We start from the raw sequence: 13,895 nt of genomic DNA on the forward strand, positions 1-13,895 counted from the left end.
TATCACTAAAAATTAAATATCAAACCAACTTCAATATTGTGAGTAGATATGTCATCTGCAACAGGTATCGGAACGCTAAAGTAACGATAGCCGAGAAAGGTTTTGATTTCTGGGATTATTGAATAATCAACACCAAGTTTTATTTGATAAGCAAACCAAGGAACATTCAGTGGCATTGAATTTTGGGGTGACCCATTAATCCTTTTTAATCTAAAAACTGTTGGTCCTATACCAAGACCGATGTACGGAGCAAATTGTGTATCCTGAACGCTGGGATTGTAATAGAAGTTTAACAAAAACGCAAATATACTTGCTGATTTATCAAATACCGGAGGAGAATTACTATCTTCAATATTGGCTATAGAATACGCGGCTTCAAAATCAATTTTACCATTTTCTCCAGCATAGTAACCTAAAGACATGCTGCTAAACCACTGGAAATCAATTTTACCATCAAATTGCTGTATACTTTTAATTTCATCTGCCACTATATTTTTTATTATAAAACCATAATGACTTTCAACTAAAGTTAGGACTCTCTCCCCTATTGCCTTTATACCCTTTACAAATGTTTCTGAATTATCATGGTATACCTTACCACCGTTAGCGCTAACATAAAAATCAAGTTTTTTTGATTTTTCTTTTGTAGGCTCAGCTTGATCTGCAATACGTGACCACATATTTTTCTGATCAGCTACTTGGAGAATAGAAGGTTGTTCAATAGGACTATTTTCAGGTTCTTGATATTTTAAATCCTCTGTTAGTACTTCTTTTTCAGTAACCTCTTTAGAATGCATTACATCTTCATTATTGTCCGTTTCTAGTTTTAAGAGTTGTGTTCCAATAACTTGTTCAACGTGTACATAATTACCGATATAAGTAATAAAAAAATAGACACATGAAATTAAAATCAAAAATAAAGTAATAGATCTTTTAGTTATCACAAATGAACCCATAATTATCATTTATAGTATAACCATCATATCATATATTTCTTTAATGTACAAAAATTAAGAAAGAGTATTTCCAATTAAATAATTATTCTCTACGCCTGTAACATTAACTTTCACAATACTTTTAGCTTGCGCTCTTGATTCAAGCTTTATTAATGCAAAATTTTCTGCTCTACCGACATTATTTTGCTCAACCAGAACACTTTGCTTAGTGTTGATCAAGGATTGACAAAAACTGCTCATAATTTCTTTATTTACTTCTCTTAAATTTTTTACTCGTTCTTTACGCACATTCTCTGGTACTTGTGGCATTCGTGCAGCAGGTGTATTTTTCCGCTCTGAATATGGAAAAGCATGTAGGTAAACTATATTTGTTTTTTTCAGTAAATCAACTGTATCCCGAAACATTTCATCAGTTTCTGTTGGAAATCCAGCAATAATATCAGCGCCAAATGCTATATTAGGCCTCAAGCTCTTCATTTTATGACAAAATTCTATCACTTGTTCTCTGTTGTGACGACGCTTCATTCTCTTTAGTATTAAATTATTACCAGATTGTAAACTCAAATGTAAATGAGGCATAAGTCTTGACTCATTAGCTATTAAATCCATTAATTCGTCGTCAACTTCAGCAACATCGATAGAGGAAAGTCTTAGCCTCTTCAACTCTGGTATATCCTTTAAAACTCTCCTAATCATTGAACCAAGTGATGGCTTACCCAACAAATCTGTACCAAAGTCAGTAATATCAACCCCTGTAAACACTACTTCTTGATATCCATTTTCTACAAAGATCCTGATTTGCTCTATAATACTGTTTATTGGCACAGATCGATTATTCCCTCTTGCCTCAGTAATTGAACAAAATGTGCAGCTATGATTACAACCATTTTGAATTTCAATAAATGCCCTTGACTTATCTTCAAATCCATTAATTAGAACAGGTTCTACTTGGTTATCACTGACCAAGATTTTATCGTCATTTAGTAAGTAATTTTCAGCTTTTAGCTTATCTTGATTACCGAGCACTTTACTTACACCAGGAATGCTACTGTAAACTTCTGGATCCAACTGAACAGCACAACCAACTACGATAATTTCTTTATTTGGATCATTTTTGTAAATCTTACGTATCTTTTGCTTTACCTGACGTTCTGCTTCGTTTGTCACTGCACAGCTATGCACCACAACAACATTTTCTCTCTTTGCTTTTTTTAATGCTTCTTTGATTAACTCGCTCTCGTAAAAATTTAGACGACAACCAAATGTTATCACTTCATTCATGTTAGTATTTTTTGCTTTAATAGACCTAAATTATATCAAATATCCAAGCAAAGTCTCTTGCATGACTATTTTTTTGTAAATAAATGCTATGCAAGCAGCAGACACTGGGATCTCAACGATTTTCACTCAGACACAGTATCACTCCTTTGCTGAGAGGTTGTCCGGAAACAAGTAAAAGGCTATAATATCTGAAATTTTAGTACGGGGTAAAGATGAGAAAAAAGTATCCAACAGATCTAAGCGAAAGGGAATGGGCAAGAATAGAAAAACACTTCAGAGTATCATACAAGAAAGGAGGAAGGCCGCCAAAGTATAGCAAAAGAGAAATATTAGAAGCAATTTTCTATGTATTGCGTACAGGGTGTCAATGGCGGTATTTACCAAATGATTTTCCGCTATGGAAGACTGTGTATGAGCAGTTCAGGCAATGGAAGAAGCAGGGAATTTTTGAGAAAATGAATTATGAAATTACAAAATATAGTAGAAGAAAAATAGGAAGGAATGAGCAGCCGAGTGCCTGTATAGTAGATAGTCAATCTGTAAAGACTACAGAAAAGGGGGGATCAAAGGCTATGATGGAAGTAAAAAAGTAAAGGGTAGAAAAAGGCATATAATTACAGACACTCAGGGTTTTATACTAGGTTGTTACGTAGGCGCTGCTAACGAAAATGATAGAGATGGTATTAAAATAGCATTAAACAATATGAGAACAAAATATACTAAAGTTAAAAAAATGTGGGCTGACATGGGATACCAAGGAAGAAATTTAAAGAATCACACAAAGGAAGAATATGACATAGATATTGAAATTGTTACAAGGCCTCCATGTAGATTTTGGGTGCACAAAGATACGCCACCTGAGCTACTACCAACAAGAGAACAAGGGTTTAAAGTACAGCCAAGAAGATGGGTTGTAGAAAGGACTTTTGCTTGGGTTAATAGGAATAGAAGGCTATCGAAGGAGTATGATTTACTCACAACATCCACTGAGAATTTCATATACCTAGCTATGAGTAGGGTTATGTTAAAGAGGGAATATGCTTGAATTTACTTGTTTCCGGACAACCTCTAACTTTGCTATTTTTCTCTCTAGATTCTTGCAAAGTTCTACAAGATTAACCACATTACCTCACGTTTTCTCTATGATTATTTTTTTAGATTACTTGTCTACCTTATTTGCCGTTCTCCTGAACGAATATACATAAGCTATAAAAACTATCTAATAGCTACCCAAAACCCTTATTTCCCACTCAAGTTCAACATTAAATTTATCCTTTACTGCATCTTTTACTTTGTTGCCAAGGTTTTCCAAGTCAGATGCAGTTGCATTATCGTAATTGAGCAAGAAGTTACAATGTTTCTTAGAGATTCTAGCTCCACCAATATTTAACCCTAGGCAGCCAGATTTATCAATTAACTCCCATGCTCGGTAGTTTTTTGGATTTTTGAATATGCACCCAGCAGTTTTTCCTCTTATTGGCTGGCTTTTATTTTTCCTCTCAATAACTTCCTTTAACCTTTGCAGTATAAGCTCATACTCTGAGTTTACTCCTTTAAACTCAGCTTCAACAAAAATCCAATTTCCTTTTAGGCTATGTCCACGGTAAAAATACCCCATTTCTTCGCTGGAGAACTCATATAGGTTTCCATCCTCTAGATTCACTGCTTTTATGGATTGTACAACGCTTGCGATGTCACTACCATACGCACCTGCATTCATTTCTATTCCGCCACCAACTGTTCCTGGAATTCCAACTAGAAACTCAAGTCCACTAATTTGTTGCTCTCCTGCAAAGTAAGCAAGGTTCCTGAGCAGCGCAGCACCACCTGCAACAATGGAGTTGTTACCTTTACTTTTTATATATGAAAATTCCTTACCCAATTTTACTATTATTCCTCGAATGCCACTATCCCGCACTATTATGTTGGATGTTGCACCGATAACGTTGATTGGCAACTCAGTGTTTTTAATCAAGCATGTTAAATCTTCAATATCACGTGGTTTAAATAATATATCAGCTCGTCCACCGACATTTAACCACGTTGCTTTAGACATTAAGATGTCATAACGATAGACTCCACGTACTTTAGGTAAGCTTATAAGCATTTTGATTTCAACTCTAACCCTGCATCCATACCCATTTTCTCCGCATCTTCTATAAATGAAGTGCGCTCAGTGAAGTATATATTTTTTTCATCTGCCAACATACAACGAAGATGTAGCATATTTTCGCTCACATATTCAGCCAAAGCTGCAAGTGGTTTAAAACATGAACCATTCACTGTCTTCATAAAACTGCGCTCTGATTTCACTCTTATAAAAGACATATTATTATTAATTTTCTCTAAAAGATCGATAATTTTTACATCATTCCTTCTACATTGAATACAAATCGCTCCCTGTCCCACTGCACTTAACATAACTTTTGGTGGCAATACCTCTGTAATTAAGTGATGTTTTTCTAATCTTATGAGCCCTGCTTCAGCTAAAATTATTCCATCAAAACTTTGATTTTGCAATCTAGTTGTTACATTTCCACGTAACGGTACTATATTTAAATCTGGTCTAAAATTTAGTAACTGAACTTTTCTTCTTATTGCAGAAGTGGCAATAATAGCCTGTTGTGGCAAAGACTCAAGGCTATTGTGTTTATGAGAAATAAACGCATCGCGTGGACTTAGCCTTTCTAAAACACAAGGAATTGTTAAGCCCCCTGAGAAAAACGCAGGCACATCCTTTAACGAATGAACTGCCATATCTATATTATTTTCGAGCAATTCAGCCTCAATTTCTTTAATGAATAATCCTTTACCTCCTATTTCAGCAAGATTTGCGTTTGCATACTTATCTCCAGAAGTTTTTATCTTAACAATTTCAATAGATAAGTTAGGAAAAGAGTCCAGCAACTTTTGTTTTGCTTCCAAAGCCTGGGCAACTGCAAGCTTGCTTCCTCTGGTACCTATTTTGACTAGCATATGTACGACTGTTTGAATACCAAACCTTAACCTAATTAATTATTTAAACACTTTGGTAACGTGTATCGCATGAACTTCGGTTAGCCTCTCTCTGATGTCATCCGAGTAGCTGATTACTTGGATCCAGTTTATATGAGCCTTTGCATTTATTGTACTTTAACTTAAAACCAAAAGCAACTTTGCCTTTACAAAATAATAACCTTTTATATGCATAAATAAGCTTACTGGATTCTAGTGTCAAGCTACTTGCATGACAAGGTATAAACCTTATCGTCATACCACCGCGAACCGTCATACCGTCACGGTATCTCTAGATCCCGCTAACACGTAGCGGGATGACGAATTATTTAACCGTCATACCGCGATTCATTCGCGGTATCTCTAGATCCCGCTAACAAGCAGCGGGATGACGGTTGTCGTTTAGCTATAAATATTAAAAAATTTACCAAGCGAAAAAAAAGGCAAAAGAAGCCCCGTGGTGGTTGGCTATTTACTATGTACTAAAATATCGGCGTTTTTTTTATTCTAAAACGCTTGATTAAGAGCGATTTAGCTGCTTTTAACTTGCAACTAACCTACACCGCAAGTGTTTAAGAAATTTACTAAACAGGAAAAAAGGCAAAGAAACCCCGTAGTAGCTAGCATTCAAATTCTCCCTTGTCAATTTGACGTTTTTTGCTGTCTTAAACGCTTTGTAAGCGCGTTTCGGCTTATATAGGTAAAAACCTAAAAATTTTTAAAGACATGCGATGCACGCAGTGCGAAAAATTAAACATGAGACGCCAAATACCCTAAGTTTTTTGTCATTAACCTGCACAGATTGCGAAGATAAATAAATAGCTTCAGTACCATGATAGGGGGGCTGACAAAGCTTGTCAAGGAATTTTTATGGCCTAGCGTCACGTGCTGGAATGACATTTGGGAATATGTTATCCGTTTGTCACTTCTAAATGATAAGAGCCTCAATGAATTTATTAGTTTATTACATGTCTCTTTTCATGTATAAATCTATAGAAAGTTTTATACGGAAGTTGTTTTATGAGCAAAATTATAGAAATCAGAGCACCAAAAACTCTTGGTGGTGAATCAGTTACAGAAGGTATAGTAAAAATAAAGAAGGGTATTGGAGAAGCAGTAAAAGTAGATGACTTGATCTTTGAAATTGAAACTGACAAAACAGCACTCGAATTAACTGCAGAAGCTTCAGGGCAAATAACTGAATTTCTTATAAAAGAAGATGATGTAATAAGTCCTGATCAATTGTTAGCAAAGCTTTCCATGGGAGAAGTAAAAGAGGAAGCGAGAAAAGAAGATAAAAGCGAAAGTGCTGCTAAAAAAGATGCTCCATCAGCTCGTAAAATTATGGAAGAAAATGCAATCAGTGCAGAAAGCGTCAAAGGAACTGGCATGGGAGGCAGAATAACAAAAGCAGATGTGATAGGCCATATGAACAAAGCTGAACAACCTGCAATAAAACAATATGAATTGCCAAAAAGTGTAGTAAATGGAGAGCAAAGAGAGGAACGAGTAAAAATGAGCAAAATAAGGCAAGTAATTGCCGCTCGTTTGAAAGCATCGCAAAATACTGCTGCAATACTGACCACGTTCAATGAAATTGACATGAAAAATGTCATGGATCTAAGAGCAAAATATAAGGACGCCTTTGAAAAAAAATATGGAATAAAACTTGGTTTTATGTCGTTTTTTATAAAGGCAACGGTGCAAGCATTGAAAGAAATTGCTGAAATTAACGCTGAAATCTCAGGCGATGAAATCATATATAAACATTACTATGACGTAGGTGTTGCTGTTGGCACCGATAAAGGTCTTGTTGTACCAGTTATTCGGGGTGCCGATCAGATGTCATTTGCAGAAATTGAGTTGACTTTGGTTGCTCTTGGCAAAAAAGCTCGCGAAGGTAAATTACAAGTATCAGAAATGGAAGGTGCAACATTCACTATCTCAAACGGCGGAGTATACGGTTCGCTTCTTTCTACTCCGATAATAAACCCTCCGCAATCTGGAATACTTGGAATGCATTCAATACAAAACAGGCCAGTTGCTGTTGGTAATGCAGTAGAAATCAGACCTATGATGTACATTGCTCTCTCTTACGATCACAGAATAGTTGACGGCAAAGGAGCAGTAACTTTCCTCGTTAAAATAAAAAATTATATAGAAGATCCAAATAGATTAGTTTTGGAAGTGTAGCTCAAATGAATTGTTGTTAATCCAGTATTGCTAAAAACCTAAATGTCATCTAGTTCTGCCAGCAGTTTAGCAACTTCCGGATGATCAGGGCCATAATGTTTCTCAAAAATAGGCAAGGCCTGTTCAAGCAATTTCTCTTGTTTCTTGTGATCGCCCAAAGCGCCATAGGCAATACCTGTTTCTTTTTGATTGCTAAAGCCCGTTCAAGTAACTCCTTTTGTTTTTTATAGTCACCTAAATCCACATGAGAGATACCAAGGTTTGTCAGAGTAATAGCGACTTCAAAATAATCGGGGCCATAATGTTTCTCTTGAATTACTAAGGCTCGTTCAAGCAACTCTTTTGCTTTCTGAGGATTACCTAAAGCATAATGAGCGGTGCCGAGATTTGTTAGTATGGCAGTAACTTCGAAATGGTCAGGGCCATAACGTTTTTCATTAATTGCTAAAGCCCGTTCAAGCAATTCCTTTTGTTTCTTATGATCACCCAAATCCCCATAAGCGATACCGAGGTTTGTTAGTGCTATAGCAATTGTGAAATGATCGGGGCCATAATGTTTCTCAGAAATAGGTAAAGCCCGTTCAAGCAACTCCTTTTTTTTCTTGTGATCACCTAAATCTCCATAAGCATTACCTAGATTTATCAGTGTTTTAACAACTCCAGAATGACCAAAGCTATAATGTTTCTCTTGAATTATTAAAGCTCGTGCAAGCAGCGTTTTTGCTTTCTTGGGATCGCCTAAAACTATGTAAACGCCACCTAAGTTTGTCAGTAGTTTAGCAACTATAAAATGATCAGGGCCATAATGTTTCTCTTGAATTATTAAAGCCCGCACAAGCAACTCCTTTTTTTTCATGATTACCTGACGCACCATAGGCAATACCAAGATTTGCAAGTGGTATAGCAACTTCAGGATGATCAGGACTGTAGTGTTTCTTAAGGACGGGTAAAGCCCGTTCAAGCAACTCTTTTGCTTTTTGAGGAGTACCTAAAGCCCTATAAGAGTTACCAAGGTTTGCCAGTGTCCTAGCAACTTCGAAATGGTCAGGGCCATAATGTTTCTCTTTAATTGTTAAAGTCCGTTCAAGAAGCTCCTTTTGTTTATCATGATTGCCTAAAGTCCCGTAGGAACTACTTAGGTTTGTCAGTATGGCAGCAACTTCGAAATGGTCAGGGCCATAATGTTTCTCAGAAATAGGTAAAGCCCGTTCAAGCAACGTCTTTTTTTTCTTGTGATCACCTAAATCCCCGCAAGCGATACCGAGGTTTGTCAGTGCCGTGGCGACTATAAAATGATCAGATCCATAATGTTTTCTAAAGATAGGTAAAACCCGTTCAAGCGACTCCTTTTGTCTTCTAGGATTACCCAAGTAATAATATCCATCACTCATTCGTATTAACAAATCCACAAGATAATCCTTCTCTATTGTTTGCTTTTCTAAAGGATTTTTTCCTAGCCAATCATCTATATGTGATAAGAACGTTTCTAAATGTGGTAACAACTGTCGTTTCTTAGCATAATCTTCTAATTTGTCACTGTCGTCAGGGAAGCTTTCTTTTAATAATTGAAAAACGGTTTTTATATCTTTTTTAATTTTTCCACTTTCCTTTGACTTTAGCCTAATTACATCTTGTACTAAACAGTGAATAGAAACACTACTACTCTGCTCATTGGACACTAGCATCGAATATCTCAATAATATACCTAATACTTCTTCAAAAGGTTTTTCTTCAGAATTGTTCTCTACAATCTCAGGAAATATTCTTAACAAATCTTTAGGAATATCATTGTCTAAATATGCACAAGCTACTAACAACTTGCTTGCTAGTTTAGACTCATTACGAATTGCGTCCATTGTAATATCCCAAGTAATAAACACAGGCTCATGGTTAGAATCCTTAGGTAGTGTTTTATGAGATAATAAATAAAGCTTCCTTTCTGCATAAATTTCTAAGTAACGTGAGATAGTCATTTTGTTTTCTTTGATGTAAGCGCAAGCCTGAGCTAATGCCAAAGGTAATCTAACTAACTTTTCTGCCAATATACCTATATTTGGCCTATCGCTTTCTGAAACCTGGCCTAGAATTTTCTTAACATATAATTCTGATTCTGGAGGAGTAAAAACGTCTACACCTATACTCCCTTGTGGCCATTCAGTATTACGAGACGTAACTATTATTTTGCCGCCTTTTGTAGGTCTGAGCTTAGAAATGACTTCATAATTTGATACATTATCATAAATCAACAACCAGCCTTCACGTTTAGAATCTTCTAGCCAGTTTTTCACATAATAAGCTCGCTGTGCAATAGAAATGTTGTCTTCATCGTGAATAATATTTAATTTTCTTCCTAAATTAACATATTCACTGAGTAGTTGATCTTCATCTTTTGCATTAAACCAACATATTGCCTTGTATTCTTTCCCATGTTTTTGAATAAAATCTAGCACTGACTGTGTTTTACCTACTCCACCTAACCCGTACAAAGCAGTTAATATAACTGGCTCATTTTTTGTCTTTAGATGATTTACTATTTCTTCATTGAGATATTCTCGTTCAATGAAATTTCCACTAGCTATTTTAGGTGGAATGTTCCACCGTTCAAATAGATCTTCTCTAGGTTTGAGACTATAAAGATGTTCTATAGCTTCCCTAAAATAATCGTCTTTTCTTGTTAGATAAGAAACTTTGCTACCCTTTTGTGCCCACCATTTCTCTACCTTGTCAAATACACGGACAAAAACCGTATCAATATCTTCTTCCCCTGATATTTTGTATATATTCCCTATTTCTTTCTTAATAATATCATCTAATTTTGAATGATTAGGTTGATCAACTACAAACCTTATTCTAAGTAAAAAATCTTCTATTTCATCGTCACTACCACAACTGAAGTATTTTTTCAGTTCAGTATGATTTTTTATTTTGTAGCACGTTCCTTTTTGACCTTCATAAATATTTAAAGTGTTATCATTTGTTAACTTTGACTCTTCCAGATACTTCTCTAATGTTTCTACGCTTCCTTGCTTCTCTGTACCTTTTTTTAGGTTCACATTGACATTAGTATGAATGACAAGCGTAATATCACTGTTCTTACACTCAGGGTTTTGCTTAATCTCAGGATGAGATTCAAAATATTTGTTTAACCCGAAATCTTCTTTCTGTTGCTTTCTATCATTTCCATCAATAAACAAATCTTCAAAAGTAATATTCTTCGAAGAGCGATGTGTATTGCAGTGCTTAGCTTGAACCAAGATAATTCTCGATTTGTTCTTCTGATCTTTATACTCAAAAAAAATATCATCAAAGGCTCCAAAACCTTCTATGTTTGATGCTAACCAAAAGTCAATTTTACTACTTAACCCATGAAGTAGATACAGCATTAATAATTTTACTTCATACTTGCGACCATGATCACCTGTTGATGTGCCATCTCTCTTCTTAAATGTACGATTACTAAGTACTTCAGACTGTTTGTTTTCTACATTCATACCCTACTAAACCTACGAATAACTTCTTTCTATAAAAAATTAAAGTCACCAAGTGCCTAAGATAATGCAACAGATTCTTTAACATTGTAATAACAGTGCCGAACAGGGTCAATTTTGTTTGCTGTCTTAAGCATAAAGATTCCCCGAATCTAATATGTCATTGCTGTAGGCTGCATTTAGTAATATAATCTCATATTAAATAAGACTTTACTTAAGTTTATGCTAGATTCTCCGCTAATTTTGACAGCCATTCTTATATTTTTTATTTTTACGTTGTCATTCTTTTTTATAAGAAAGATATTTGGATCAACAAACAAGAAGATAATAAAATCCTTTAGGAAAATTGTTCAGCAAATAAATGCATTAGAAACAGAAATGCAGAGCTTATCTGATGAGGAGCTTGCTGGTAAAACTGAAGAATTCAATCGAGAATTGAAAAATGGGAAAACGTTAAATGATCTTCTCGTACCTGCATTTGCAGTTGTGCGTGAAGCCTCTCGAAGGTTTCTTAACATGAGGCACTTTGATGTTCAACTGATTGGTGGAATGGTGCTCCACAATGGCATGATATCAGAAATGAAAACAGGAGAGGGAAAGACACTCGTTGCAACTTTAGCAGCATATCTAAATTCCTTAGAAGGGAAAGGCGTACATGTCGTAACTGTTAACGACTATCTTGCAAAACGAGACACAGAGTGGATGAGCAAATTATATAATTCTCTTGGGGTTTCTGTTGCGTTTATTACGAATAACTTGACAGACGAAGAGAGGAAAGAGGCTTACAGTGCAGATATCGTGTATTCCACAAATAACGAGCTTGCCTTTGATTACCTGCGAGACAATATGAAATTTTCTCAAGAAGACATGGTTCAGAGAGGCTTTCACTACGGAATAGTTGATGAAGTGGACTCAATACTCATTGATGAAGCTCGCACTCCGCTTATTATTTCTGGCCCGGTTGAGGAAAACAATCAGATATATAAGCATATCAATAAAATAGTAACCAAATTAATTGACTCCGATTATGAAGTAGATGAAAAAGGTAGAACGGTATTCTTGACTGAAGATGGTATTTCACGAGTGGAGGAACTACTAAGGTCATACAATCTCATTCCTGAAAATTCCTCGCTCTATGATACTGACAGCATGATAATGACTCATTATATAGACCAAGCATTACGTGCATATAAGCTGTTTACTGCTGATAAAGATTATATAGTAAAGGATGGCAAGGTAGTGATTATTGATGAATTTACTGGGCGTATGATGGAGGGCAGGAGATATTCCGATGGTCTTCATCAGGCACTTGAAGCGAAGGAGAATCTTGAAATTCAGCATGAAAACCAAACTTTAGCATCGGTCACATTTCAGAATTACTTTCGTATGTACAATAAACTTTCCGGAATGACGGGAACAGCAGCAACAGAGGCAGAAGAGTTTCGTGATATATACAGATTAAATGTAGTAAAAATTCCAACCAATGTACCTGTAAAAAGAGTTGATATTGATGATGAAATTTACGGTACAGAAAAGGAAAAATTTAATGCTGTGTTGAAGTTTATAGAAGAATGCTACAAACGCCTTCAACCGGTCCTTGTTGGCACGGTGAGCATCGAAAACTCTGAGAAGCTTTCTGCGCTTTTGCAAAGCCATTCTCTTAAGCATTCAGTATTAAATGCTCGTTATCATGAACAAGAGGCGTACATAATAGCGCAAGCTGGAGTGCCAGGTAGTATCACTATAGCAACTAACATGGCAGGACGTGGAACTGATATTCAGCTTGGTGGAAATGCTGAAATGATTGCAAAGGTGGAGCTAAAGAAGATAAAAAATGCTGATGAAAGAGAAAAAAAATACCAAGAAATAGTTGAAAGAGTAAAAAAAGATAAGGAAATTGCTATAAAAGCTGGTGGTTTATGTGTGGTTGGAACCGAAAGACATGAAAGCAGGAGAATAGATGATCAATTACGCGGCCGTTCTGGTCGTCAGGGGGATCCTGGACTTTCTAAGTTCTTTTTATCGCTCGAAGATGACCTAATGAGAATATTTGGCTCTGATAGAATGAGAAGTTTTTTACAAAAAGTAGGGCTAAAGAATAACGAAGCTATTCATCATCCATGGATCAATAAGGCACTCGAGAAAGCACAAAAGAAAGTTGAAGCTAGAAACTATGACGTGCGGAAATCTCTACTTAAGTTTGATGACGTAATCAACAACCAACGTAAAGTTATTTTTAAGCAGAGAAACAATATCTTAGGCAACGAAATTAATGATTTACTTGAAGTATATAGCGAAGTAAATGAGAGCGTAATAGAAGGTATAGTCCAAAGTGGCTATTATGAGGATTATATTGAAGATATAGTCAAAGAATTCCATACAAGGTATGGAATAACGCTTGATAAAGAAGATTTAGCAAAGTTTTTAAACAAACAAGAAGCTTTGGATTATATAAATGATAAGATACAAGAATTTTTTACTGAGAAAGAAAAATATTTCAACAGTCAGCACACTACAGATTTGTGGAATACGATCGTGAAGCAAATGATGATAATGACACTTGATCATTTATGGAGGGAACACCTTTCAGTTCTAGAGAGCCTAAGACAAAGCATAAGCCTACGTGCCATGGGGCAGAAAGATCCACTGAATGAATTTAAACGCGAAGCTTTCTTGATGTTTGAGTCAATGCTTGAAAAATGGAAGGAACTCACCATTCACCGCCTAGCGCACTTTAAGTTGGCAGATAACCAAGAGATAGGCAATAGGTTACATTCTGCTAGAAATAGCAGACTTCCCAAAGTCTCAAGAAACGACAAGTGCCCTTGTAATTCTGGAAAGAAGTACAAACACTGCCACGGCGCGGTTACTGTGGTGAATTAATAATTATGGTTGTACAGTTTGTTTATTTCCATCAACATTACTGCAGCTAACCTCACTTAGCTTACTGTTTAATGGTATCCGTTCAGGAGAGTGGTTTAAG

The 13,895-nt window shown here is 35.8% G+C and carries 9 protein-coding genes and 1 pseudogene; 3 read left to right on the forward strand and 7 right to left on the reverse strand.

Annotated elements, in window-relative coordinates; translation table 11 throughout:
- Nucleotides 1-5 precede the first annotated feature (5 nt).
- The gene (locus tag AAGD74_RS04330; RefSeq protein ID WP_049973647.1) at nt 6-944 is read right to left on the reverse strand and encodes a P44/Msp2 family outer membrane protein; all 939 of its coding nucleotides are present in this window, start codon (nt 942-944) and stop codon (nt 6-8) included.
- A 66-nt stretch (nt 945-1,010) separates the two neighbouring features.
- Nucleotides 1,011-2,237 (reverse strand): tRNA (N(6)-L-threonylcarbamoyladenosine(37)-C(2))-methylthiotransferase MtaB, encoded by a 1,227-nt coding sequence (gene mtaB / locus AAGD74_RS04335; protein WP_338482272.1) that lies wholly within the window; start codon nt 2,235-2,237, stop codon nt 1,011-1,013.
- A gap of 212 nt (nt 2,238-2,449) precedes the next feature.
- Here mtaB and AAGD74_RS04340 point away from each other — a divergent pair.
- Nucleotides 2,450-3,282, forward strand: a protein-coding gene (locus tag AAGD74_RS04340; RefSeq protein WP_338482219.1) for an IS5-like element ISWpi1 family transposase whose coding sequence is annotated in 2 segments (ribosomal slippage) — nt 2,450-2,819 and nt 2,819-3,282 — 834 coding nt in all. Because the reading frame shifts where the segments join, the coding sequence is not laid out codon by codon here.
- A 174-nt stretch (nt 3,283-3,456) separates the two neighbouring features.
- Here the strand turns inward: AAGD74_RS04340 and murB are convergent.
- Together murB and hemC are read right to left on the reverse strand one after the other, a co-directional pair.
- A complete protein-coding gene (gene murB / locus AAGD74_RS04345) occupies nt 3,457-4,344 on the reverse strand; it encodes a UDP-N-acetylmuramate dehydrogenase (protein ID WP_236515092.1) in 888 nt (295 codons plus the stop codon).
- The gene (gene hemC, locus AAGD74_RS04350) at nt 4,335-5,213 is read right to left on the reverse strand and encodes a hydroxymethylbilane synthase (protein WP_341810550.1); all 879 of its coding nucleotides are present in this window, start codon (nt 5,211-5,213) and stop codon (nt 4,335-4,337) included. The genes murB and hemC overlap by 10 nt, the downstream gene beginning before the upstream one ends.
- 1,038 nt (nt 5,214-6,251) lie before the next feature.
- Here hemC and odhB point away from each other — a divergent pair.
- Nucleotides 6,252-7,424, forward strand: coding sequence for a 2-oxoglutarate dehydrogenase complex dihydrolipoyllysine-residue succinyltransferase (gene odhB, locus AAGD74_RS04355; RefSeq protein ID WP_077188159.1), 1,173 nt, complete (start codon nt 6,252-6,254; stop codon nt 7,422-7,424).
- A gap of 38 nt (nt 7,425-7,462) precedes the next feature.
- On the opposite strand, the gene AAGD74_RS04360 is transcribed toward odhB, so the two are convergent.
- The 3 genes and pseudogenes from AAGD74_RS04360 to AAGD74_RS04370 form a co-directional block, all read right to left on the reverse strand.
- A complete protein-coding gene (locus AAGD74_RS04360) occupies nt 7,463-7,582 on the reverse strand; it encodes a tetratricopeptide repeat protein (protein ID WP_338482275.1) in 120 nt (39 codons plus the stop codon).
- Between the two features lie 62 nt (nt 7,583-7,644).
- Nucleotides 7,645-8,298: pseudogene (locus tag AAGD74_RS04365) on the reverse strand (tetratricopeptide repeat protein); the annotation flags it as partial.
- On the reverse strand, nt 8,219-10,915 hold the full coding sequence (locus AAGD74_RS04370) for a tetratricopeptide repeat protein (RefSeq protein ID WP_341810551.1): 2,697 nt from the start codon (nt 10,913-10,915) through the stop codon (nt 8,219-8,221). The pseudogene AAGD74_RS04365 and the gene AAGD74_RS04370, both read right to left, overlap by 80 nt.
- Before the next feature lie 219 nt (nt 10,916-11,134).
- Between AAGD74_RS04370 and secA the strand changes: the two genes are divergently transcribed.
- The gene (gene secA, locus AAGD74_RS04375) at nt 11,135-13,795 is read left to right on the forward strand and encodes a preprotein translocase subunit SecA (RefSeq protein ID WP_341810552.1); all 2,661 of its coding nucleotides are present in this window, start codon (nt 11,135-11,137) and stop codon (nt 13,793-13,795) included.
- Nucleotides 13,796-13,895: the final 100 nt, after the last annotated feature.

The organism is Wolbachia endosymbiont (group A) of Campoletis raptor (assembly GCF_964026755.1).
GTDB classification, from domain to species: Bacteria; Pseudomonadota; Alphaproteobacteria; order Rickettsiales; family Anaplasmataceae; genus Wolbachia; species Wolbachia pipientis.